This window comes from Bartonella sp. HY328 (assembly GCF_025449335.1).
Classification (GTDB): domain Bacteria; phylum Pseudomonadota; class Alphaproteobacteria; order Rhizobiales; family Rhizobiaceae; genus HY038.
The window spans coordinates 135877-161307 of sequence record NZ_CP104884.1; the positions used below are offsets into that span (position 1 = coordinate 135877).

Below are 25431 nucleotides of genomic sequence, written 5' to 3' on the forward strand. Positions count from 1 at the left end.
ATTCTCCTTCGCGTTTAACTACTGCTAATTATTTAAAACGATGCTTTAATACCAGCGAAAAAACCCCGACCATCACCTGGAAGGAATACTGCTTGATCTGGCCTAATGCGATCTGTAACAATTGTAGAAGAAGCATAGGTCTTATCAAATAGATTTGTGATTTCGCCAAATATTTTTAAAGTTTTATTGATTTGATATTCGCTGCGCAAATCAACAATTGCATAGGCATCATTATAAAGTGTATTCATATTATCAACGGGCGTTTTGCTTGGCAGCCACCGAACATTAGTTTGAATAACCCATTCGTCCTTTGGTTGATATTGAACCATAGCATTGATAATATGCAGCGGTGCGCCAGCTAAATAATTATTGCCGCGTTGTGCATCATCATGAAAGCGAAAGTTTTGGTATGTATAAACCAAACGTCCAGACAACTGACTGGTAAATTGTGCACCAAGCCCAATATCTATACCAAAGTGGCGTGTATCCTTAGCATTAACAGCTGCAAGAGGCACTCCAGTAGGATCGCGAGAGTTTAATAATTCATTATCAACCCATGAATAATAGCTGGATAAATCGAAGGAGAAGCGATCAAACCGACCACGCCAACCAGCTTCTACCGTTGTTGCCTTTTGTGCATCAAGATCAGGTGTTGCAAAACTAGCATAGGATGCGAAAGGCGTTGCTGGGTTAGGTCGACCAGCACTCGAATTTGGCGTGCCATTAATAGTTGCGATAAGATCATCTTGGCTTGGTGGCTCAAAATTATGACTAACAGCTACATAAGCAGTTTGCTCATCAGAAATTTCGTAACTAAGGGCAAGAGCTGGACTCCAGCCAGAATAGCTATGCTTATAACTTGTATCGGTTGCATCAACGGCACCATTTGGTAAAAGCCGGTTTGGCATACGAGGATCATAAGCAATAGTTGGCCGTTTTAGCCCATCATAACGATCATCATTATTGCGAGTAGCATGCGCATAAGAGATAGATGGCGACAATGTCCATTTTTGCGCAATTGGCACATTTAAACCAGCAAACAATGATAAGGTTGTAGAATCTAAATCATTGGCACCAAATTTTGCACCTTTTTTGCCTGATTGATTAAGATAGTAATCGCGTTCCATAGAACCCGTTGCATAAAGCAATGACAACTCTAAAAGTGGTAAGGCTTTGGTTTCATCTGGATTATAGGAATAATGCGCAAGAGCGGTAAAATCACCGCTTTTCGATTGTCGCACCCCTCCGGTAATTGGATACCTGAAAGTATCATCACTATAGCTATAACTAAAAGCCACATCAAAAAGATGCGCGTCCATTTCAAAACTGGTACGATTACCAATAAGATATTGAGTTGCTTCGCGCTTTGGCCGATCACGCCAAACATTGGGGCCCGGATTAATGGCCCCATTTGGCGTTAAAGTAGGTCCAGCCCAGATTGCCTTGGGGCGGGTTTTAAGTGTAGCTTTATTGACTGGCCCAGCAACATCAAAATCAAGGTCGGTATAACCTGCGAAAAAACGAGTTGTTACTCTATCATTGATACGAAAACCAAAATTACCGCTAATGCTCGTTCGCTCTGAAGCATTATAATCACGAAACCCATCGCGCTTACTATGATCGGCTTGTATAAAGCCATCAAAATTATCTTTGGCAAAACCAAATTGGCCACCAAAATTATATTGACCAAAACTACCACCACTTGCGGTCAAGCTTGCGCCTTGCTGGCTTAAACCTGTCGGGGACACCATATTTATAGCACCGCCAAGTACTGTTGCACCGATGCGATTTGCCATATACCCGCGGTAAGCCTCGATAGATTGTGCTTGGCTAGGATTAGCAAGCCCAACAATATAAGATCCATCGGCGCGATTGAGCGGCAAGCCATTTTGCAGCATTAAAATACCGCGCTCCACTGGATTTTGTTGTAGGCCAGAGCCACGAATTTGAATACGTGGCTGGTCGTTACCACCAAAGAAATTTTGAATAACCACACCTGGCACCTGCTCTAATGCACGTGACAATGTAAGATTGGCTGATGTTGGCATATCATCTTGCGACACAAGATTAACGCCGCCTGGCATTGCTTGGAAACGACGTTCAACCTCAGCTTCACTACTATTGCTACCATCAATAACGATAGCATCAAGAATGATTGGTGCACCGGGACTAGCGGTTTGCGCCGTTGCTAAGCCTGTTGACAATAATAATACAGTTAAACTTGTGGCAAATAACGATTTTTGGCCAAAATGGGTTTTTGAGCCTTGCTTGATGAAATGAGGCACCCCTACTCTCCTTACCTACAAAACTATTTGCAAAAATGGAATGAATAAAATGGACATATTTCCAAATTAAACGAGGTAACACATCACTTACGCATCGACCGATTTTGCAAACTTTTACCGATAATGACATCAAACTTTCCCTCAAAAGCCCGTCGCGATTAGCGGCAAAATTTTAATTAAAACAATAATCTTAAACTCTATTTTGTCTTTTTATTAAAATAGTTGTATTTTTTTCTCAACAAATAATACAAGCTCTTAAACATAAAAAAATGTGCCAAAAAAGCGCATGTTATTAATTGTACACAAAATTAGACTATATTTTAACATGTGTATGCTTATGAATTGATTTATTTCAATTTTTAATAAATTAGTGTTTTTTGTTAGATATATAGTAGCGGATTTAGTGTCTAAAGCCCAGTATTTAGCTATTGTTAGCTTTTCAAACTCTCAATATATCATGTATTAATGAGTTTTTTATTTGTTACCCAAACTTCTTTTAGCTCAAGTCAATTTTTAAACTTGATGCTGCTTAATGGCCACTTATTATTTGCGTGGTCGTGCGCAAAGATTAATAGCTACCACTTCGGGCTATTGATCTTCTAAGCTACGAATGGTCGCTTTCAATGTAAATGTTTAAGCTTGGGTTCTACTATCCTAAGTGTGTAAAAAATATACTTATTGATGAATATCTTATCTTCAATTAATGAAAAAATTGGAATTTGAAAAGCAGCTAGAAAAGCTACTGCTTTATCTGTACCAATCTTTGCCAAGGGTACTAGAGCGTTTTCGAAAAGTGTGAAGCGGTTTTTGGACAAAAAACGCGTCGTAAACAATGCATTAGAGCGCCGATCTGATCCAATCAGATCGAAATGCGCTCTAAGGCGCAAAAAAGCTATCGATTTTAAAAGCCTCATCGTTTTTTTGTTTTGGCAAGTGTTGCAATATCCACTAAAAACTTTGAGGGTGGACTGAGCTATAATCGGCGGTTGAATAAAAATAGTATCAACCAATGAGCGTTATGTAACGATATTTTTAATATAACTTATTTTTTTTCCTTCAATTTCAAAAATACTAATCGAAGTTGAATAAAGTTTGGTTAGAATATCTTCGGTCATTACGTTTTGTGTAGTACCGTGACAGAGCATACAACCATCTTTAATCATTAGGACTTCATCGGCAATCTCAAATGCCTGGTCGGGATGGTGGGTTGTAAAAATGATGGTTTTACCTAGCTTTTTTAGTTTTGCTAATATGGCTATAACATGAAACTGATTATAAAAATCAAGGCTTGCTGTTGGCTCATCAAGAACGATAATATCAGCGTTTTGCATCAGAGCACGAGCAATGAGTACTAACTGTTTTTGTCCCCCACTTAAGTTAGCATATTCTTTTTGCCCAAGATGGGCTATATTGAGTTCATGAAGTATTGCATGGGCTTTTTCACAATCTTTGGCATTTGGTTGTGCAAATAAACCCAATTGTGCAGCTTTTCCCATAATTACCATTTGTAGAACACTGAAGGAAAACCCTGATTGTCCATGTTGAGGAACATAAGACAAACTATTAGCACGTTGTCTAAGACTCATCATGGTAATATTTTCACCAGCAATAAAAATATCACCATTTATTGCTTTTTGTAAGCCGAGCAGTGTTTTTAACAAAGTGCTTTTACCTTCACCATTGGCACCAAGTATACAAAGCACATTACCTTGTTTGAGTTGAAAATTAATATCTTTACAAATGATTTTATTATTATAGCCAACAATAAGATTTTTGACATCAATAAAATTATGCATTTATTTTCCCCTTATTAACAACCAAATAAATATTGGTGCGCCAATAATTGCAGTTAAAATACCAAGGGGAATTTCTGTTGATGCCAATGAACGAGCACAACTATCGACAATAAGCAAAAAAATAGCGCCAACAAAAGCTGAAGTCGGGCCAACCCTGCCAAAACTTGGGCCAACAATCATCCTACTGATATGAGGAACAACCAAACCAACCCAGCCAATAATGCCAGCAATAGAGACGGCGATAGAGGTCAGTAGTGTTGCACAGATAATTGTTATTAAACGAATTCGCCCAGTATGTATACCAAGTGTTTTGGCTTCCTCTTCGCCAATAGTCATCACATCAATACGAAATCGCAAGCTAACCAGCAATATTATACCAATAATAAAAAATGGCGATATAATCAAAATATTATCAAGTTGAACGCGGCTTAAGCTACCCAAAAGCCAAAAAGTTATTATCGGTAATTTTTCATAAGGGTCGCCGATAATTTTAAGTAATGATACCCCAGCACCAAAAAGGCTTCCCACAACAATCCCTGCCAAGACCAGTACTAAAGTTACGTCACGGCGCGGTACCATATGGGCAATGATTAATACAATGCAAACCGCACCAATACCGCCTAAAAATGCGCCCATTTGAATGGCAACAATGCTCATAGAGCCAATGATAGCAAGACAGGCACCAAAAGCCGCACCCGATGATACAGCTAAAATGTCCGGTGACACTAAAGGATTGCGAAAAATGCTTTGGTAAGCAGCCCCAGCACAAGAAAAAGCTGCACCAATTAAAATTGCAGCTAAAATACGGGGCGCCCGAATTTTTTCAATCACAAGAATGACAGCTTCATCAGGCTTTATAGTACCCAAAACGCGCCAGCTTATCCATTCCAAAAAATTAGTCATTGAAACTGGATAAGCGCCAATTTTCAAATTGGATAGCACAAGTAAAAATAAAATAATTGGTAATCCGATCCACTGGAACAAAGCAGAATTTAAAATTGAACTAGATGTCATTGTGAATTGCCATATCTAACCGATGTCTTGCCAAGCAACTCATCCAACTCATTATCTGATAGTTTAACATGGTAAAATAACTCGTAAAATTCAGTAGTCGTAGCTCTCATATCAATGTGGTAACTATCGCCATGAATAATATTTGCAAGCCACATGACACCAATAATACGATTGACTGAAGGAGGGACATCAATCCAACTATAAGGAAGTGAAGGCGCTAAATAAACATTTTGGTTTTTTACCGCCCGCAAATGTTGCCATAAAGGGTCACTCTTGATCGTTTGCATAAATTGTGGATTTGATGCAATAATAATATCTGGGTCCAATGCCAAGATATTGTCCATGGATAACTGCAAAATTCCTTGGCTTCCAACTTCAGAGCCAATAACATTTATGGCGCCGGCACGCTCGATAACTTCAGCGTGGATGGAGCCGCTACGTCCTGTTTCTTTTCCATCTGCTCCCCGCGCATAATAAATGCTTGGACGTTTACTTAAAGGTATAGAGTCAATAATTTTTTTAAGGCTATCCATATGGTCTTCTAACCATTGTGCGCGTTTTTCTCCTGCATCGCCTTGATTAATCGCATTGCCAATTAACCGATAAGCATTAGGTAAATTATCTAAATTGCCGTTTAATAAAACATATGGAATATTAGTGCGCGTGCGCATCATTTGCGCTAAATCAATATCCATTTTACCTATATTACCAATATCAATAACAAGATCAGGCTTTGCCAATAAAAAGCGCTCAATATTAGCCTCATTCCCAACTCGGCCCCCAAGTGAACCAATAACTGGTAGTTCACTTGCGGGCTTTCCAAGGAATTGGCGGCGTGCTTCGCCAATTTCACTTGGCCAGCCAATCATGAGTTCAGGAGCAAGAGTGTAAAGAAAAACACTTGCAGGTGGCCCTGCAGCCGCAATTTTTTCTATATTGTCTGGAACCTTGACCGTAAAACCTGTTGCATCTAACACCTCACCGCTTATTGCAAGCGTTGGCGCCACAAACAAAAATACCCATAAAAAACGCAAAATGCCCATAATAAAACTCTCGAAAAAAATATATTTACAGTGCTTCTAAAATACATTACGGTATATAGATAAACTACATAACGGTTTATAATTCAAGTAGCCATGAAGGTTTATTATAAAATTTAAAACTTTTGCCATGCGGATTTGGTCTGGGCAAAGGATGGATTTTTGCGACCTTTTTTAGCTGAATAGTGCACTTAATAGTATTTTTCCTGGAGGGGTCTTGGAAATGATAATTCAACAGAAAAAACTTTATAGGCCTGTCAAAGCTTTGCTTCTGACGGCTGTCTCGATTTTTGGTTTAACAAAAATAGCAATAGCGGCACCAGATGACAATGCATTGCAAAATGATCAACCAATATCGACAGTAAACCAAAAACAACATGTTGCTGATGACAGCAATGCTGGTATTTATACACTTGGCACAATTACTGTCTTTGGTGAGAGCAACAACGCGCAAACCAGTGGGCTTTCAATTTCTGAAAGTACGGTTACTTCTGAAGAAATACGTGTCTATAATCGCAATACGCTAGGAGATGCATTAAAGGTAACGCCTGGTGTTATTGTTCACAATTCTGGTGGACGGCGCAACGAAAGCCGATTTTACATTCGTGGTTTTGACATGAACCAAGCACCGCTCATGGTTGACGGTGTGCAGGTTTACCTCCCCTATGATAATGGACTTGATATTAATCGCTTTTTAACGCCCGATTTATCACAAATTCAGGTGCAAAAAGGTTATGTATCAGTATTAAATGGCCCCGGAGGAATGGGTGGTGCAGTTAATCTTGTAACACGCAAACCAGAAAAAGCTTTGGAAATAGAAGTGCGCCCAACTGTAGAGTTTGGTAATAAAGGCGGAGTTGCCAATTATACGACCTACGGATATATCGGCACCAAGCAAGATAGCTACTATCTACAGGCCAGCGGCGTTTACCGCGATAGCGATGGTTTTTTCCTTTCTCGCCATTTTGATCCTGTTGTAATTGGTAATAGTATCATTGAAAACGGTGGAAGGCGTGATTTTTCTTCAGCGCGCGACTGGCGTGGTAACTTTAAAATAGGCTTTACCCCTAATGCAACTGACGAATATTCAATCAATTATACAAAGCAAGAAGGACGCAAAGATTCGCCTTATTCTATTTTGGCACCGGTCGATGGATTAACCACCAAGCCACCTAAGGGACTTGGCTATCAGGTGAATTGGAATTGGCCAAAATGGGATGTTGAAACAACCGCTTTTTCTAGTCATACAGAATTTGGTAATGATAGTTATATTAATACGCGATTTTTTTATGCTCAATTTGACAATACTATAGCAAGTTACGACGATTACCATTTTAACAGCCAATTGAAAAATAAAGCTTTTCGTTCAAGCTATCATGATAAAAGTTATGGTATGAGTACCGAACTAGGCACCAAGATTTTAGAGCGCAATGATCTTAAAGGTGCGTTCCATTTCCGCCGAGATGAGCATCAAGAGCATAATATAAACCAGCCTTCAAAACCAACGTCAATTAAAGATCCTGTAACAGGGCAAGACGAAAATATTTTTTCTGTTGCGCTTGAAAATACCTTCCATGCAACAGACCAGATCGATTTTATTGGTGGCATAAGCTATGATTATCGGGACTTGAAAAACGCTGAATATCTTATCAAAGGTACAAGAGATATTGGTCATTTTCAATTGTCCCATGACGGTGCAGTCAATTGGCAATTGGCAGCAATTTACCGTCCTACTGTAACGGCAGAATGGCATGCTAGTGTTTCAAATCGCACGCGTTTTCCAACCATAAAAGAGCGGTTTTCTAGTCGTTTTGGTACAGCAGTACCCAATCCTTTTGTTAAAGCAGAGCGAGCTACAAATTATGAAATTGGTTGGTCTGACTTTATAACGCCAAATCTTGAGCTCAGCAGTGCTGTTTTTTATAATGATATTGATGACATGATAGATTCTGTCTATCTTGGCATAATCAATAGTGAGGGACGTGAATTAGCGCAAAGCCGTAATGTGGGCACAGCCAAATATTATGGTGTAGAGTTAAAGGCAGAATGGCAGATTACTGAAACTTTAATGCTAGGCGGCAATTATAGCTATCTTAAGGGTAAAATAAAATCGCCAAATGAAAACCAAACTTTAGTGACCGGTAAGCCACATCATCAAGCTTTTATTTATGGAAAGTGGCTGCCAATGGATAAGCTTTCTATTATGCCAAGTCTTGAAATAGCATCTTGGCGTTATTCACGCAGCACAATTCAAAATATTTATCGCAAAGCCGATGGCTATGTAATTGGAAATATTTCAGCTGAATATAACTTCAATGACCATACTAGCCTTTTGGGTGGAATAAGAAATATCAGCGATGAGAATTACGAAATTGAAGCGGGCTTTCCTGAAGCTGGTCGTACCTTCTTTTTAAGTGGCCGTTTCACATTTTAGTTTTTCACAGATTTACGTCATTTACCTTCTGCAAGTCTAAAAGCTATCGAGTAGTGGTTGTTTTTGAGAAATCCAAATGCACTTCGCAAACAAATTAGCATTTAATTTTCTTGTTTGGATGCGCCAATCATTGCGTTCTCGATTTAATGATAAGACTAATTATTTTATGGCACTTAACTTGCAGAAAGCTTTTTAAAAGGAAAAATACTAATGAAAAAAATTGCTTTTCTTTCTTTTGGACGCTGGAAACAGCATGAGCTTTCTAAAACATTGACGGCTCAACAATCCTATATGCAAGCTATTGAAATGGCAGTCAAAGCCGAAGAAATGGGAGCTGATGGTGCCTATTTTCGCGTTCATCATTTCACCGAACAATTTAGCGCCCCTTATCCGCTATTGGCAGCTCTAGGTGCTAGGACCAAACACATTGAAATTGGTACAAGTGTTGTCGATTTACGCTATGAACACCCACTTTCCATGTTGGAAAATGCTACGACCGCCGATATGATTTGCAATCAAAGGCTACAATTTGGCATTGGCCGCGGTGCACCTTTTGCCTCTATTAATGGCGGTGATTTTTTTGCTCCAAGCAGCAATAAGGAATTAACAGCACGCGAACTCACCCATCAACGAGCCTTATCATTTCTAGATCAATTACGCGGCGAACGAACTTTTGAACTTGAATATTCATTTAAAGATGCTGGTGAAAAACGGCGCATTGCACGCCTTGAACCCTATAGTGATACGCTGCGCCAACGTATATGGTGGGGATCTGGCACGATGGAATCGGCTATTTGGGCAGCCGAGCATGGAATGCATTTGCAATGTGCGACCCATCGTAATCCAGAAAATGGTCAATATGAATTTTCACAACAGGTAGAATATTTAAATGCCCATAAAAAAGCTTGGGAAAAAGCTGGCCATGATTATGCACCGCGTGCTGCCATTATTCGCGAAATTATACCTCTTTGCGACAAGAAAGACGAAGAATGGTTAGTGCAAGTTAATAATGACCTTAACCAATTATGGCCTAATAATGCGAAGGCACGTGATGTATTTCAAAGCATTTATTGCGGCAGCCCCAAGGATATTATTGCTAACCTTAAATGCGATGCAGCTGTAAAAGAGGCTGATACAATTTTTATTCCAGTCGAAAACACTATTGGAATTGAATTCAACCTTAAAATAATAGAAAATATTTTAACGAAAATTGCCCCAGAATTGGGCTGGAGATAAAATCTCAAAACTTGCGACTATGGTTGCCTATTTTAGGGAGCCATAGTGGCTCGTTGCAAAGCATCTTTACTAACAGGCCGATTAGACCCTACACAAAAGTGGTATGCAATTGCTAACATTGCGAAAAATTAAATTATCCAAGCAATATGTCAACAATACGGTTTTGATTTTATATCAGCAATGCCAACAACCCTTATGGTTTTGGTGATAATTATGATGCTTTGTCCAGCCATATTATGCCGGCAATAATACGTAAGGTCTATGGAGCCAAAAAAATTGTTTTTTGGGGAAGTGAAAATCCTTCATGTGAATTTATGCATGTGGATGATTGTGCTGCTGCTTGCATTTTTTTGCTAAAAAATTTCTCGCAATCGCAACATGTTAATGTCGGTACGAAACGAGAAATTTCTATCAAAGCCTTTGTTGTTTTAATTTGTAAGTTGCAAAATTTGATGGTGAAATTGGTTTTGACAGGATGCATTTTTGTGATTGCTAAATAGGAAATCCTTACTATCCTATAGTATTGGATGCCACGGCTATTTACATCCGCGATAGAGATTATTTCAAACAAGATTCTGATAAAAAGACGGGTTTTTGTAATTTTATATACTCAAACTCAAGATGACCCTACCCCAAAAGAGAAGATATTTTTCGTCTAATAAATAATTATAAGTATGTGGGTTCTAGCGGCGGAATGCTCAATAATGTAGACAATCATATTGAAGATAAGATCGACTGGTAAAGAAATTAAAAATTATTTTTTAAAACCTACGCATAGTGCGAAAAATATTTTATAAAATATTTGGGAAATTGTAGCAAATTAAAAGGTATAATTGAAGTCTATAAAGAAGATAATCTGCTTTCAAACAAAGAAACTTGTTATTTTACAAGAAAACATTGAAACGAACCTATTTAGGCTAAAAAAATCAATTCTTATACGATTTAGTTGGAGTTAATATTGATAAAAAAAGCTTAAGACGGGGAATTACAGCCAAAAATGATATTATCGTGGAGTTTGCTACAACCATTAATATAAGGTATATTATTCTAACCTCAGCTCGGTCCTTAAGGCTACGATTTAAAAAAATGTATAATTTCATATTATTTAATAAATCAAAAGAATTGCGTGATTTCTTTAAAAACATCATATTTAAGAAAACTTCTAACAAATTAGAAGTTAGAAATATTTTCAAGTTTATTGTCTATAAAAAAAACGGTTGCGTAAGAAAAAAGTATAAATATCTTTTTGAAAAAACATTTGATATCAAAGACAAAACAATTAACAAAGCTGTAAATTCTAAAGTTATTAAACTTGATAATATACCTTTTAGTTCAGATATACTATTCTATGTTGCATATAGCAGAGATGGAACTATTACCGATTTACAGCATAAACATATTCAAGCTTACTCAGATGCAGAATATGAAGTTGTTGTGATTATCAATTCAGATAATTTTGATAAAATAAATACTGTTTCTGACAATGCAGCAAAAGCAATTATACTAAGAGAAAATATCGGTTTTGATTTTGGAGCTTGGAAAGATGCCTTATCAATTATTGGCAATCTCGAGCGTGCTAACACTTTAACTTTTACAAATGATAGTATTTTTATCGTTGAAAAAAACAATTCCATTAAAAATCAAAAAAAAATTATTGAAAAAAATGACTTAGACATATCATTTTTAACAGAAAATAATGAAATAAAAAAACATTATCAGAGCTTCTTCTTTTCGATAAAAAGAAAAGCGATTGAAAACGATGCTCTTTCTATATTAAAAAGTATTCCATACTATAAAGACAAACAAGATCTTATTTATTCGGTTGAAATAGAGTTACATAATTTATTCAATCGAAAAAATCTAAATTGCGGACATATTTACAAAGACGATAGGGATTTTGCACGTAACCCTACCATTTGGCATTGGAAAGAATTAATTGATATTGGCTTTCCATTTGTTAAATCGCAAATTGCCTTTAAAATTATAGATGGTGTAGATTATAGTAATTTGGATAATTATTTACCAAAGAACGAACAGATTTTGATTAATGAGCATTATAAATCACGTTTTCCTCAAAAAATGGATAGTTAAATCATTATAGTAAATTTCTATAGGTGATATTTAATGAAAAATAAGCACATCTTATTTTTTAGATTGGCTTATTTAACAGTAAAGTATAATTATTCATTTAATTTGATGATATTTTTAATCGAGTACCGGGTTGGATGATGGTTATAAAGCCATTCACTCTTTTTCAAGTAAAGGTGAAAGTGCTGTTTTGGGGTATCATTAAAACCATGCCTATTTCGTTTGGCTGGATTCAAATTTTTCTATTCCAAAGATGTTGGTGCGACAAAAGCTACAAAATCTACCATTGTGTAATCCTTTTATTTACACATCATATTTATCAAATATAATAATTTTAACGATATAACTTCATATAATTATTTGTGATGCTAAAATTTGGGTTATTTAGCACAAACCCGCAAATTATAAAGTTTTAGGAACCTGGTTAGGGTCAAGATCTATTAATTTTCTCGTATCATTTCGTTCAAATCAAAGGGTTCCAGCCTAACTAAAAGCAAATTCAATAGTTTCAAAATAAATTTGGAATTAGTGTAATTAATGATATATGATCGCAATGCACAAAATTGATCAAGAACGTTAATTAAACTTTGCAAAAAGAGCAAATCAACTTTATAAAAAGGAAAGTAATTTGGACGATGAGAGCTTTCAATTAGATGAGCAAAACAGCGGCATTGCAAAGCGTTCAAACACAATTCAATCTGTTTCAATTGCTACGCATTTTTTAAATGTACTTTCAAATGCAGAAAGCGCTCTTGCTTTGGGCGAAGTTGCAAAACGAGCCGCAACAAGCGGGTCTAAAGCTCATCGCTATTTACAAAGCCTTATTAAAGAAGGACTTGCTAAACAAGATCCCATTAGTGGTCATTACAGCCTTGGTCCTACTGCATTAGCAATTGGTATTAGTGCATTAAAGCAGGTGGACGGTATTGAAATTGCTGCAAGCCACATGAAAAAATTAACCGATACAGCGGCAATGAGTGGCGGTGTCGCCATTTGGACAGATCGTGGTCCCACTCTGGTTCGTTGGTATCGAAGTGCTTATTTTTCGGTTAGCTCACTTGCGCTTGGCGATGTTTTACCCCTTGACAATACAGCTTGTGGGCTTGTTTTTCAGTCTTATCTTTCTAAAGAAAAAATAGATCAAGTTCGTAAAGTGCAACCTGCCCATTTTCGAGGTAAAAAGCCAGATGATAATCTTTTGCAACAAATTAAAAAAGATCGCTGGATGGAATTGAGCAATCATCTTTTAAGTGGTGTAACAGGCCAAGCTGCACCAGTTTTTGACGCACAGGGCGAAATTATTTGCGTTATGACAACTGTTGCAGACCTTGGAAAAATTGTTGATGCGGATAAGCGTCGACTTTTATATCATGAAGCAATAGACGTAAATCTGCAAACAAACGGTTATTAAACTAGGCTCTTATTACATTTAAGCTTAGCCAGCTTATACAATTTAATGATAATTTTTGCTTTCTCGAGTTGTTGTGATTTTAAAAATGAAGGCTACCCTCAGTTAAAGAGTAGCCTTTAGGTCAAGCATCACGATTTAAAACGTGCCTCTTATGCCAATACCGTAATTACGTGGCATGGTAACACTTGCATCGATACTATTTAAACTACTATTGGCAGCCTTATAGGTTGCAACGCGTTCGTCAAAAAGATTATTTACAAATCCGTAAATTTCAATAGCATCATTGAAATTATAACTCATGCGTAAATCAGAAATAGTATATGCATCAATGACATAACTTGGTGTATTAGCCACATCAGAATAATATTTATCTAAATGGCGCACATCGCCGGAAAACTTGAATTTTTCTGTGATATCCCAGCTAAAACCAGCATTGAGCATATAACCTGGAGATTTTGCAAATTCATTTCCTTGATAAGCAACGTTACTAGATATTTCATCAATTTCGGTGCGTAAAAGTCCTGCCCCTGCCCTTAGTTGCAAATTATCCAATATGGCATAATCAAAGCCAAGCTCTAATCCATAAGAATGAGCTTTTTCTGCGTTAATTGTATAGGATTGGGCAACCCCTGGTGAAATAACGACTGGAATATTATACTGATTATTTTTGAAATCCATATAGAAAATATTGCTGTTTAAAGTTAAGCGATTTTCCAATAAAGCAACACGCGTAAATAATTCATAATTCCACACTTTTTCAGGCTCAAAGCTCATCCATTGGCGTGAATTTAAATTAAGCGATACACCGCCAGGATTATAACCGCGGTTAATCAAGGCACCCACAGTCCAATCGGGATTAATTGCATAAGCGAGTGAGACTTTAGGCAAAAATGCTGAAAATGTTTCATCATAATTAAGTGGATTTGGCGTAAGGGACGAGCGACCAATTCGTGTCACTTGGTCATGTTGATAGCGTAAGCCACCAGTTAATGTCCATTGGTCGGTTAATTTATAGCTTGTTTCACCAAAAATACCAAAATTGCGCTTTTTATCGTCAAACTGAGTTGTACCAACAAACAATAGAAAATCGTCAGATTTTACTTGATTAAAAAACACACCAGCGACACCGCTTAATACGTCATCTTCATTGCCAAAGGTAAGACGGCTTTCATTGGAAATATTATTTTGTGTAATATCTGCGTCCCCCCTGATGGGAACACCCGTACGGCGTAATACGTTAAAGTGCGAATATTGAACAGTATTATATAATTTCATACCATTTTCGAACTCATAACTTACGTCAAAAATTCCTGTATCTGTCTTTTGTTTCCATCCCGGCATCATGTTGAAGTTATACTTCAAATCATCATAAGGGACTGATGCCATTTCTTGAGTTGGCTGATTATTATTGGTTCGTGAATAGGTTAACTTTGCTTCCAATCCGGGTATTTCTGCCGGCTGCCATAATAACTTAGCGCGGCCATTAAAATATCGAAAATCTAAATTAACATCACGACTTAAAAAATTGGGATTATTATAATCAATAAATGTGTCACGGCGTGAATAGTCAATTGCTATGCGCCCTGCCAATTCATTTTTATAAATTGGCCCTGATACCATAAATGAAGTGCGCCTTTGGCCATAATTGCCTATTTCTGCTTGATAGGCTGCTTCTTTTGTAAAGGTTGGGTCTTTGGTATTGATAACAACAGCACCGGCAATTGCATTCGCACCTTGCGATGTCGTCTGCGGGCCTTTAAAAACTTCAATACTGCTTACGTCCCAAAGCCCAGAAGAACCAAAAAACAATTCATAATAATTGGCATAGTGACCGTCAATATTGGTTGACGCGCGTGGTACTGTGCCACCCCAGAAAACATCGGCACGTGTATTGGGCCCTTGCGTATCTTGACCGCGTATGATCGGCGCCGAGACAGAGTCGGTATAAAGGACATTGGGCAGGCCATTTATCACATCGTGAACAGATTGATCGCTGAATTTATTATTCCAAATATCTTTTGCGGTGATAACGCTTACCGATGAAGCGGTATTGCGAATATCGCGATCTATTTTTTCACCGGTGATGACGATTGCTTCAAGCGTTGTTGAATTGCTATCAACGCTAGCCGTGTCTTGCGCAAAAACCGATATAACATTTGTAGCGAGCAAGGCAATTGCTGCAGTGCTTGTGATACAACTTCTTTTAAACCTGTTTTTCATGCCCTCTCCATAAATATGATAATTTAAGTCAAATTATCCCTATTCTTTTTGAAAGCGTTTCGCAATATGAAATTGATATTGTATTATGAAATTTTTTATCAGTGATATATAGGCGACATTTTGAAAAAAAAGCTTAAGGATTAAAATAAATGATTAAAAAAAGTTATTTTTAATCATTTATTGAATTTAAATCGGCGCGATTAAAATGTGCCTCTAATACCTATCCCATAATTTCTTGGCATTGTCATACTCGCCTCTGTTCCTCGATTATTTCGCAAATATGTGGGGGTTCGTTCATTAAAAACATTATTGACATAACCAAAAACCTGTAAAGCTTGATTAATGTCATAATTGATTTTGAAATTTGAAAGCGTATAGGCGTTGATCGAATAGGCCGGCGTATTGGCTATGTCTGAATAATATTTATCAACATGGCGAATATCGGCACCAAGATTAAGTTTTTCTGTCGCTTGCCAATTCAACCCTGCACTAAGCATAAAACCGGGTGATTTAGCAAACTCGTTTCCTTCATAGGCAATATTGCTTGATATTTTATCAATCCGCGTTTTTAATATGCCGGCACTGGTTTTTAATTGAAGATTATCTAAGATGATATAATCTAATCCCAATTCTAAACCATAGGAATGGGTCTTTTCGGCATTGATTGTATAGCTTTGTTCAAGTCCCGGGGATATAACAACAGGAATATTATATTGATTGTCTTTAAAATCCATATAAAAAATATTACTGTTTAAACTTAAACGGTTATCTAACAATGCAAGGCGCGAAAAAAGCTCATAATTCCAGACTTTTTCTTGCTTAAATGCTAGCCACTGACGAGAAGTCATATTAAGTGCAACACCACCAGGATTGTAACCTCGGCTTATTACAGCGCCTACAATCCAATCATCCCTGAGTGCGTAAGCCAAAGATATTTTTGGCAAAAGAGCCGAAAATGTTTCTTCATAATCAAGGGGAAGTGCGGCAAAAACGGATCTGCCTTTTCGGTTAACGAGATCATTTTGATAGCGCAATCCGCCTTCAATCGTCCAGCGGTCGGTTAGCCTATATCTTACTTCGCCAAAAACTCCTAAATTTCGCTTTTTATCGTCAAAAACTGTATCACCTGCAAGCGACATAAACTCATCAGACGTAACATAATTATAAAATAAACCAACCAATCCACTCACTTTATCATCTTGTTGGCCAAATAATAGTCTGCTTTCATTAGACGTATTGTTTTGCGTAACATCAACATAACCATTTGTATATATGCCGGTATTTCTTTCGACATTAAAATGAGAATATTGAACTTTATTAAGTAATGTTATTCCGTTTTCAAATTCATAGCGAATATCAATAATTGCAGTATCAGAATTTTGTTGACTGGACGGCATCATATTCGTGCGGTGTTTTAGTTCAAAAAATGGCTCTGATGCGGCTTCTTGAGCCGGTCTATTGCTTTGAATCCGTGAATAGGTAAGTTTAACATCCAAGCCCGGCAATTCAGCCGGTTGCCATAATAATTTGCCGCGCCCATTGAAATAGCGGAAATTTTGGTTGGTTCCTTCGGTCAAAAACAGTGGGTTGACATAATCAATAAACGTATCGCGCCTAGAATAATCCAAGGCAATACGGCCCGCCAATTCGTTTTTATAAATCGGCCCAGAGGCCATAAGAGATGTATGCTGTTGACTATAATTACCAATTAGACTTTGATAGGCAGCTTCTCGGTTAAAGGTTGGGTCTTTGGTATTAACAATAATTGCCCCACCAATAGCATTTGCACCTTGTGAGGTCGTTTGCGGCCCCTTAAAGACTTCAACGCTTTCAACATCCCATATCCCCATGCTACCAGAAGTTAATTCATGATAATTAGCATAGTGACCATCAATGTTCATGGAGGCGCGTGGTATGGTTCCACCAAAAAAGGCATTGCCGCCAACATTGGGACCTTGCGAGTCTTGACCACGTATAATCGGTGCTGCAACTGTATCTGTCGTTATCACATTTGCAAGGCCATCTATGCTGTCGTGAATGCTATCTTTGTTAAAGCCAGATTTCCAAATATCTTTTGCGGTGATAACACTTACTGATGATGCGGTATTACGTATATCGCGATCTATTTTTTCACCAGTGATAATGATTGCATCAAGCGTTGTTGAATTACTATCAACGCTGACCGTGTCTTGCGCAAAAGCCGATATGTGACTTGTTGATAAAAGCGCAACAATGGCGCAGCCAAGGTTACCCCCCTTAAGTAATTTATATTTCATGGCCCTCTCCATAAATATGACAAATAAAATCAAGTTAAATCTATTGGATTTATAATTATTCCGCAATATGAAATTCATATTTCATTGCGAAATATCAAGGACTAAATACTAGTTTAACGCGATTGATATTTTAATAGCCAGATAAGATAGGTTGCCCCCAAAAGGCCAGTAACCAAACCTATTGGTAATTTAAAGTTTAACGCTAAGCGTAAAGTTAAAAGATCGGCGCCAGCAACTAAAATCGCCCCCATTAATGCACTTGCCAGCAATACAAGATTAGGCGATTGAATAATGCGTTTGGCTAATTGTGGCGCCGCTAAAGCAACAAATGCAATTGGGCCAGCAACCGCTGTTGCGCTTGCTGTTAAGATAATTGCCGCAATAATTGCTATAAGGCGTGTTCGTTTAAGGTTTACACCTAATTGTTTAGCAAGGTCATCACCTAGCTCCATAAGGCTAAGTTTTTTAGCCACACTAAAAACAACTGGCATGATAATAAGAAAGACCGATGCTATTAATAAAGCATGCTGTAAAGTCCGGATATTTAAAGACCCAGAAAGCCAAAGCTGAGCGCTAGCAGCTTGATCAAGGTCGCCCATGACTAACAAAATAGTATTAATGCCTGATAATATTGCACCAACGCCAATACCTATCAAAATAAGCCGCGTAATTGAAAGGGGTTGCTGTCGTCTATAGGCAAGTAAAAAAATAATAAGTGAAGTGGTAAGACCGCAAGCTATGGCTGCCAAAATGGTTTGCCATGGGCCTGCATTTATGAGAATAATTTGTAAAATTGCGCCGGTCGCAGCACCAGTCGTAAAGCCTAAAATATCAGGGGAACCAAGGGGATTGCGCGATAGGGATTGAAAAACAGCGCCAGCAACGCCTAAAGCGCCGCCGACAAAAATTGCTGTGATAATGCGTGGCATGCGTAAGCGCCATACAATGCGATCCACAGTCTCGTTTTCACCAAAATTAATGATACTATGCCAAATTTGAGAATAATTTAAAGAATAGCTACCACTTTTAAGATGTGATAGGCTGATAAGTAACAAAAAAATAGTTAATATCAAGCAAGCAAAAAAATTGCGCTTATAAATAACAAGAGACCAAGACCCAGTGCGCAAAATGAAATTTTTCTTCATGACAGGCCTTTGTGAAACTTAATGACAGCATAAACAAAAAATGGCCCACCAATAAGCAAAGCCAAAATGCCTGCCGCAACTTCATTTGGCGCAATAATTATACGGCCGACAATGTCAGCAATTAACAAAAGTAAACCAGCAAGCAAAGCTGATGCTGGCAAAAGCCAGCGATAGTCATAGCCAAATAGAAAGCGTGCTAAATGCGGGGCAACAAGACCAATAAAGCTGATCGGCCCGATAGCTGCCGTCGCACTACCAGACAAAATAATAATTGCCAAAAAGGCCAATAGCCAAATTTTTTTTAAATTTAATCCTAATGATTGGGCAATGTCGTCTCCTAGCATGACAATATTAAATTGTTTGGCAAGAAACCAGCATATGACCAAACCAATACTGACACAAATCAGCAATATCACCAATGCGTCATAACCGCGGCCTTCAACACTGCCAGCCGACCAATGACGGAACTTATCTAGAATAATGGGCGAACTATTAATCAATAATAAGCCACTTGCCGATGATAGGCCGATTGTTACCCCAACCCCAGATAAAATAAGGTGTAGAGGATTATTAAAGCGGCCCTTATGTTTACTTAACAGCAAAACACAAAAACCTGCACAGCCAGCACCAATAAATCCAAACCAAATATAATGCAAAATCGAATTTATATGAAAGATTGATACGGCAAAAAGGACAGCGAAACCGGCCCCCGCATTAATACCGATAATCCCTGGATCAGCTAGCGGATTGCGGGTTAATGCCTGCATGATCATTCCAGATAAACCAAGCGCACAACCAGCTAAAACGGCGATAAAGCTGCGTGGCAGCCTTAGTTCAAGAATAACCAAATGGTCATTATTGCTCCTATCTGGAGAAAATATCGCCGCCATAGTTTGCTGCATAGAAATGTCTTTTGAGCCTATAAAAAGCGCAATAAAGCAAAATGCGATAGTTAAGCTCAATAGGCTAATGAGGCCTAAAGCTTTCCAATGACGGAAAGCTCTGTTTTTATGATCTGTATTGAAAAATGCGGCCATCAGTTTTGATAAGTCTTTAAAATTTCATTGACCATTTCTAGCCCTGAATAATAATCAATACGAAATGACGAAATGCCAAGCGGATAGACCTGATGATTTTTAACAGCTGTTAGATTTCTTAAAATCGGGTCAGTCAAAAATGCTGATACATCCTTATCATCGCCGCGCAATAAAAAAACCACATCACCTCTAATGGCACTCGCTAAATTTTCATGAGAAATAAAGTCAAAATCGGCACTTCGCGAGGTACTATTTTTCAACTCATCAGGTAGAGGTAACACTTTAAAGCCAAGACCGGTTAAAATATCTGCCTGCGGGCTATTATTTTTACTAACGGAAAAAGTAGCACCAATATTATAGCCTATAATAGAAATAGTTTGACCATCAGCTCTTATTTTCTTGGCGGCATCTTGTATTTTTATATTAAAATCTTCAGCGGCATTTAAAGCATCTTGTTCATTTCCAGTTGCATATGCTAGCTTTGCCGCAAGATCTTGCCAACTTGTATTGCCATAATTAACAAGCATAGTTGGAATGCCTTGTGCCTCCAACTCGTCATAATAATCAATTATGCTATCGCCGCCGACAGTTGAACCAATAACCAAATCTGGTTGCAGACCGATAATGGCTTCAAGGTCAAAATTTAAGTTGCCATATAATACTTCCACACCGCGCTCATCAGCAATTTTTGCCCATTGGGTAAAAAAGCCTTTATCATCGGTTAAAGCACTTGGCGTTGTGGCGGCACTTGCCAATAAGTTGGTGTTATTGGCTAATAATATTCCGGTCACACTTGGTGAAGTTGATATAATGCGCAAAGGTTTGTGTTTTAATTCCAAAAGCCCTTTTTCATGCTTAATAATACGCGGCCAATCTTGCTCAGCTGCATAAGTGCTTATGGACAACAACACACTTAAAATAAGAGAAAAGACAATTACCAATGCATTTTTATTAGCTTTTATCATTTAAAAATCCTTTGGAAAATATCTATTAAATTGGCAAATCAAATTCATCAAATTCTTTAAGTCCGTTTCCTTGCGATACGACTTTAGTATAATATTCTAAGCGGGCGGCATCAATTTGTGTGCTGCTTGTGCCGTGTCGCCAATAACCAATTGCTTTGATTTTATCTTTTGGAAGTGCGCAAACACTCATGAAATGTTTACGAATTTTACGTGTTTCCTCGCGTTCACATGCTACCCAAATTTGATAATTATCCGCCTCAAGAAAGCTATTCGCACTTTTGACAAGATAACCGGTTTTTCCTGCCACTTCATTTTCTTTGCGAATATAAACAAAGTGCTCAACACCATCAATTTTGGGCAGTTCGTCAATCGCCGCGCCGTTACCACATTCTATATAAAGCTTTGCTTTTGCGCCTTTCGGCCATTGTTGTAATATGGAATAAATTGCTGGAATTGCCGTTTCATCGGCAAAGAAAAGTGTTGGAAAATCACAATTTTCATCGGGAGTAAAATGCGGTCTTGGTCCAACCATAAAAGTAGAACTGCCAATTTTTGCGCCCTTAAGCCAACGCATTGCTAAGCCATCATCATGAATGACAAAATCAATTTCAACCATTTGAGTTTTTGGGTCAAAACTGCGAATAGTATAAACGCGCGATGTAGGGCGTTTTCCCGCTATTGTTTCAACATCAATGCGCACCGCTATATTAGGCTTTTGCCACATCTCTATGTCCGTTGGATTTATATGGCCTTTCACCCGTACCAGATTTGCAAATGGCTGCCACATATCGACAATTCGCAATTCAATTTTTTCCATACCGCCCATATGGTCTGCTTCATCAAGTATGGCAAAAGGATCCTTGGTCATGATTATTTTCCTTTTCAATATCGAAAATAAGGTAATTTTTGTGGCTATTTTATTGATGCAAAGAAAATTATATGACTATAATGGTCATATTTTAATGTTTTTTATTGCAGAATGTGTTTCACAATGCAATATAAAATAAATTTATTTTTGCTGTGGACATAATATGAATAATTCGCGATTAAACGCAAAAAATCTCAGTGTTGGATATTCTGATCATTTTATATTAAATGATTTATCACTCGCCATTCCAAATGGTAGTTTTACAGCAATTATTGGGCCAAATGGCTGTGGCAAATCCACCTTGCTACGAACGCTGTGCCGATTATTATCTCCCAAATTCGGCGAGGTTTTGCTTGATCAAAAACCTATTTCAACTTACCCAACCGCTGAAGTTGCAAAAATAATAGCCTTTTTGCCACAACGTGCCTTACCACCAGAGGGAATAAGTGTTGAGGAATTGGTAGCGCGTGGTCGTTTTCCTCATCAAGGTTTTTTAAAACAATGGTCAAGCGCTGATGAAATGGCTGTGTTACAAGCTTTAACAGATGTTAAAATGTTAGATTTTGCTGCAAAACCTTTAAGCCAACTTTCAGGTGGACAGTGCCAGCGTGTTTGGTTAGCAATGGCACTTGCACAAGAAACGCCCATCATGCTATTGGACGAACCCACAACATTTCTTGATATTGCCCATCAAATTGATCTCATGGAACTGCTAGGTGAGCTCAACAAAAAAGGCCGTACCATTGTTGCTGTTCTACATGATCTTAATCATGCCAGCCGCTATGCCAGCAACATTATTGCCATGAAAAACGGTAAAATCATCTCAAGCGGAAAACCCTGTGATATTTTAACTAATGAGCTTATTAAGACAATTTTTGACCTTAATGCAATTATTATAAAAGACCCATTTTCCGGAAATCCGTTTATTATCCCCGGCCAATAAAAAATTGGGAATAATTTAGATTTTAACCATCAAAACCAATCACTAAATCAAACCCTTGTTTGATACGTTCCGTTTGTATGTTTAATTGAAAGGCCGCTTTAAAGGCGGATGAATGAAACACATTTTCACTTGATGCATTTGCAACTATTTTACCCTTATCGAGTAATATTAATTGATCACAAAATCGCAAAGCAAGATCTAGATCATGTATGACAATAAATATTAATGCGTGTTGGGAATATTTTTTTAGTCGCACCATTAATGCAAGGCGTTGTTTGATATCTAAAGATGCTCCTGGCTCATCGGCTAAAATTAAAGATGGCTGTTTTGCTAATGTTGCAGCAAACATAGTTCTTGCGCGTTCCCCGCCAGAAAGCTCACTCCACCTTCTATTTTCAAGGCCAATCAAACCATAATCATTGATTATCTGTTCTAATTGTTGCGTTTTAAGGCGATAAAGATTCATACCAAGTGCAATTATTTCAGCAACAGAATAATCCCAACTTGGTATAAAATTTTGCGGACAATAGCCACAAATAGCACTGCGTTTCTTAACGTGCCATTTGCTTAGCTCTTCATCATTCCACAAAACACTGCCTTGATTTGGCTGTATATAACCCGAAATGATACGAAGAAACGTCGATTTACCAGCACCATTTGGTCCAATTATGCCAACAAGTTTAGGCGATTCAATAACAAAATTAACATCGGAAATAAGCTTTTTCTTTCCAACCACGAGACCAATATTTCGTGCTTCCAACCGTATCATGATTTTGGCCTTTGAGATAGTAAGAGTAAAAAGAAAGGCCCGCCAATTATCGCAGTAATGAGCCCTAATGGAACTTCGGCAGGCGGCAATATTGACCGCGCCATAGCATCGCAAATGGTCACTAATATAGCGCCAATTAACGCACTTGCTAACAAAACTATGTGATGACGAACACCAACAAGCCATCTTGCAATATGGGGGGAAATAAGCCCGATAAATCCAACAAGCCCCCCAAAAGATACCGCAATAGCAATAACCGCTGCTGCAATCAAAATGGCATATTTAATAAAATTGTGAGAGTTTAAGCCAAAGGCAAAAGCTTGCTCCTCTCCCAGCCCGAGAAGATCTAGGCCACGAGCTAAGAATTGCGTTATTCCAAGACAAATTATAACCAGCAGAAAGAGCAATATTACGCCCTGAAAATCGGTTGTTTGTATGCCACCCAGTGTCCAGCTTAATACAACTTGAAGATTGACACTATCATCTGAAAGAGCCAACATTAAAAATGATCTGACGGCGCCTAAAATGGCAGCAAGCGCGATACCTGCCAGCAAAAGATTTGCAACATTATTGTTGCTATTTAAGCCTGCAATCAACAAAACCAGCCAAGTTGAACCAAGAGCTCCTAAAAAAGAAAATAATGCCAAAGCTGAACCGGAAGGCATTCCAAGAGGAACCAATAATGCAATTGTAGCACCAATAGCAGCACCGCCCGATGCACCAAGCAAATAGGGTTCAGCAAGGGGATTACGAAATACTCCTTGGAAGATCGCTCCGCTTAAACCCAATAAAGCGCCAACCAATGCCGCAGTCAACACACGCGGCAACCGCCAAACCAATAATAATTGGCTTTCAAGATCATTTGGTTGGAACAAGGCATGCAGCACATAATTGGGCGATACAAAATAATGGCCACTCATTAAAGCCAAAATAATGACACCGAAAAGCAAAAGACAAAGAAAAATCAAGCGAGAGATCAACGATCATACCTTTCCAGCACTGTGGCAAGCTTTTCAATGCCATCAATAATACGAGGGCCAAGAATTAAAAATTCTGCACGCGAAACATTATAACAATTTCCTTTACGCACCGCCTTTGCTAATTGCCAAGCTGGATGGGCGATGAGCTTATCTAATCCATCCCTTTCGCCTGCATAAAGTATAATATCAGGATTAGCTGCAATTATAGCTTCTGGGGAAATTTGAGAAATAATCGTTTGGTTAATGGCGTGGCTACCACCAGCTTTGATAATTGCGTCACCTGTATAACTATCTGTGCGGGCAATTAAAACAAGGCCATTGCCGACCAGGCCAGTAATCATTACGATGCGAGGTGGTTGCGGCGGCCTAATATTTGCAATAACACTAAGACGCTTTTCTAAATTGGCCACAACCTCCTCTCCATAATTACCAAGATAACTTGCACGAGCAATGAGACGTAAATTATCAAATATTTCATTAATATCCCGTGCCAATAACACAATAACCGGAATATTTAGCCGCGTCATCGGCTCAATAAGTTGATGTACAGCCCCTCGTGCCGGTGTCAAAATGATAAGATCGGGCTGCAGCGCAACAATTGCATCAACCGAAAAGCCAAGACGCCCGCCAATTATTGGCTTTTTTAGCATTTCGGGAGGGAAACGTGTATAAGCTTCCACCCCAACTATGCGCTCGGCAAGTCCAAGAGCGGCGACAAGCTCTACATTAGAGGCAAATATTGGGATTATACGCTGTGGTGGCCTTTCTATTTTTACACGCCGTCCCATTGCATCGCTCAGGATAATAGCTTTGCTATTTGCCTGAGCTTGTGCGCCAAAACCGCCCATCATTGATATAAATGGCAGTGCCTGAATTAAAAAGGTACGACGATCCATTTTACTAACTTTTATCAAAGCTGCGCTT

19 protein-coding genes are annotated in these 25431 nt (G+C 38.2%); 6 read left to right on the top strand and 13 right to left on the bottom strand.

Annotated features, from left to right (window positions below; translation table 11 throughout):
- Positions 1–32: 32 nt before the first annotated feature.
- The 4 genes from N5852_RS14075 to N5852_RS14090 all read right to left on the bottom strand — a co-directional run bounded on the left by N5852_RS14075 (position 33) and on the right by N5852_RS14090 (position 6138).
- Positions 33–2285 (bottom strand): TonB-dependent receptor family protein, encoded by a 2253-nt coding sequence (locus N5852_RS14075; RefSeq protein WP_262100011.1) that lies wholly within the window; start codon positions 2283–2285, stop codon positions 33–35.
- Between the two features lie 1016 nt (positions 2286–3301).
- Positions 3302–4081, bottom strand: coding sequence for an ABC transporter ATP-binding protein (locus N5852_RS14080; protein WP_262100012.1), 780 nt, complete (start codon positions 4079–4081; stop codon positions 3302–3304).
- Positions 4082–5095, bottom strand: coding sequence for a FecCD family ABC transporter permease (locus tag N5852_RS14085; RefSeq protein WP_262100013.1), 1014 nt, complete (start codon positions 5093–5095; stop codon positions 4082–4084).
- On the bottom strand, positions 5092–6138 hold the full coding sequence (locus N5852_RS14090; RefSeq protein WP_262100014.1) for an ABC transporter substrate-binding protein: 1047 nt from the start codon (positions 6136–6138) through the stop codon (positions 5092–5094). The genes N5852_RS14085 and N5852_RS14090 overlap by 4 nt, the downstream gene beginning before the upstream one ends.
- Positions 6139–6358: 220 nt before the next feature.
- On the opposite strand from N5852_RS14090, the gene N5852_RS14095 reads away from it, so the two are divergent.
- The 5 genes from N5852_RS14095 (at position 6359) to N5852_RS14115 (ending at position 13304) form a co-directional block, all read left to right on the top strand.
- The gene (locus N5852_RS14095; protein ID WP_262099799.1) at positions 6359–8569 is read left to right on the top strand and encodes a TonB-dependent receptor plug domain-containing protein; all 2211 of its coding nucleotides are present in this window, start codon (positions 6359–6361) and stop codon (positions 8567–8569) included.
- Positions 8570–8779: 210 nt separating this feature from the next.
- Positions 8780–9805: an LLM class flavin-dependent oxidoreductase gene (locus tag N5852_RS14100; RefSeq protein ID WP_262099800.1), complete on the top strand. Its 1026-nt coding sequence runs from the start codon at positions 8780–8782 to the stop codon at positions 9803–9805.
- A gap of 173 nt (positions 9806–9978) precedes the next feature.
- Positions 9979–10305, top strand: a complete 327-nt coding sequence (locus N5852_RS14765) for an NAD-dependent epimerase/dehydratase family protein (RefSeq protein WP_410004277.1) — start codon at positions 9979–9981, stop codon at positions 10303–10305.
- A gap of 586 nt (positions 10306–10891) precedes the next feature.
- A complete protein-coding gene (locus N5852_RS14105) occupies positions 10892–11896 on the top strand; it encodes a rhamnan synthesis F family protein (protein ID WP_262099801.1) in 1005 nt (334 codons plus the stop codon).
- A 625-nt stretch (positions 11897–12521) separates the two neighbouring features.
- The gene (locus N5852_RS14115) at positions 12522–13304 is read left to right on the top strand and encodes an IclR family transcriptional regulator (protein WP_262099802.1); all 783 of its coding nucleotides are present in this window, start codon (positions 12522–12524) and stop codon (positions 13302–13304) included.
- 135 nt (positions 13305–13439) lie between these two features.
- Here N5852_RS14115 and N5852_RS14120 read toward each other — a convergent pair whose 3' ends face one another.
- The 6 genes from N5852_RS14120 to N5852_RS14145 all read right to left on the bottom strand — a co-directional run bounded on the left by N5852_RS14120 (position 13440) and on the right by N5852_RS14145 (position 21815).
- Positions 13440–15524 (bottom strand): TonB-dependent receptor, encoded by a 2085-nt coding sequence (locus N5852_RS14120; protein WP_262099803.1) that lies wholly within the window; start codon positions 15522–15524, stop codon positions 13440–13442.
- Positions 15525–15724: 200 nt separating this feature from the next.
- Positions 15725–17800: a TonB-dependent receptor gene (locus tag N5852_RS14125; protein ID WP_262099804.1), complete on the bottom strand. Its 2076-nt coding sequence runs from the start codon at positions 17798–17800 to the stop codon at positions 15725–15727.
- 113 nt (positions 17801–17913) lie between these two features.
- Complete coding sequence (locus N5852_RS14130) at positions 17914–18927, bottom strand: FecCD family ABC transporter permease (protein ID WP_262100023.1); 1014 nt, start codon at positions 18925–18927, stop codon at positions 17914–17916.
- 14 nt (positions 18928–18941) lie between these two features.
- Positions 18942–19982: a FecCD family ABC transporter permease gene (locus N5852_RS14135; protein ID WP_262099805.1), complete on the bottom strand. Its 1041-nt coding sequence runs from the start codon at positions 19980–19982 to the stop codon at positions 18942–18944.
- On the bottom strand, positions 19982–20947 hold the full coding sequence (gene fepB, locus N5852_RS14140; RefSeq protein ID WP_262099806.1) for a Fe2+-enterobactin ABC transporter substrate-binding protein: 966 nt from the start codon (positions 20945–20947) through the stop codon (positions 19982–19984). Before fepB ends, N5852_RS14135 begins: the two co-directional genes overlap by 1 nt.
- Before the next feature lie 25 nt (positions 20948–20972).
- Complete coding sequence (locus tag N5852_RS14145; protein WP_262099807.1) at positions 20973–21815, bottom strand: siderophore-interacting protein; 843 nt, start codon at positions 21813–21815, stop codon at positions 20973–20975.
- Between the two features lie 163 nt (positions 21816–21978).
- Here N5852_RS14145 and N5852_RS14150 point away from each other — a divergent pair, with 163 nt between their 5' ends.
- A complete protein-coding gene (locus N5852_RS14150) occupies positions 21979–22758 on the top strand; it encodes an ABC transporter ATP-binding protein (protein ID WP_262099808.1) in 780 nt (259 codons plus the stop codon).
- A 22-nt stretch (positions 22759–22780) separates the two neighbouring features.
- On the opposite strand, the gene N5852_RS14155 is transcribed toward N5852_RS14150, so the two are convergent.
- Genes N5852_RS14155 through N5852_RS14165 form a run of 3 tightly spaced genes read right to left on the bottom strand, consistent with a single transcriptional unit; the run spans position 22781 to position 25403 of the window.
- Positions 22781–23527 (bottom strand): ABC transporter ATP-binding protein, encoded by a 747-nt coding sequence (locus N5852_RS14155; RefSeq protein ID WP_262099809.1) that lies wholly within the window; start codon positions 23525–23527, stop codon positions 22781–22783.
- Positions 23524–24504 (bottom strand): FecCD family ABC transporter permease, encoded by a 981-nt coding sequence (locus tag N5852_RS14160; RefSeq protein WP_262100024.1) that lies wholly within the window; start codon positions 24502–24504, stop codon positions 23524–23526. The genes N5852_RS14155 and N5852_RS14160 overlap by 4 nt, the downstream gene beginning before the upstream one ends.
- Positions 24504–25403 (bottom strand): ABC transporter substrate-binding protein, encoded by a 900-nt coding sequence (locus N5852_RS14165; protein WP_262099810.1) that lies wholly within the window; start codon positions 25401–25403, stop codon positions 24504–24506. Before N5852_RS14165 ends, N5852_RS14160 begins: the two co-directional genes overlap by 1 nt.
- Positions 25404–25431: the final 28 nt, after the last annotated feature.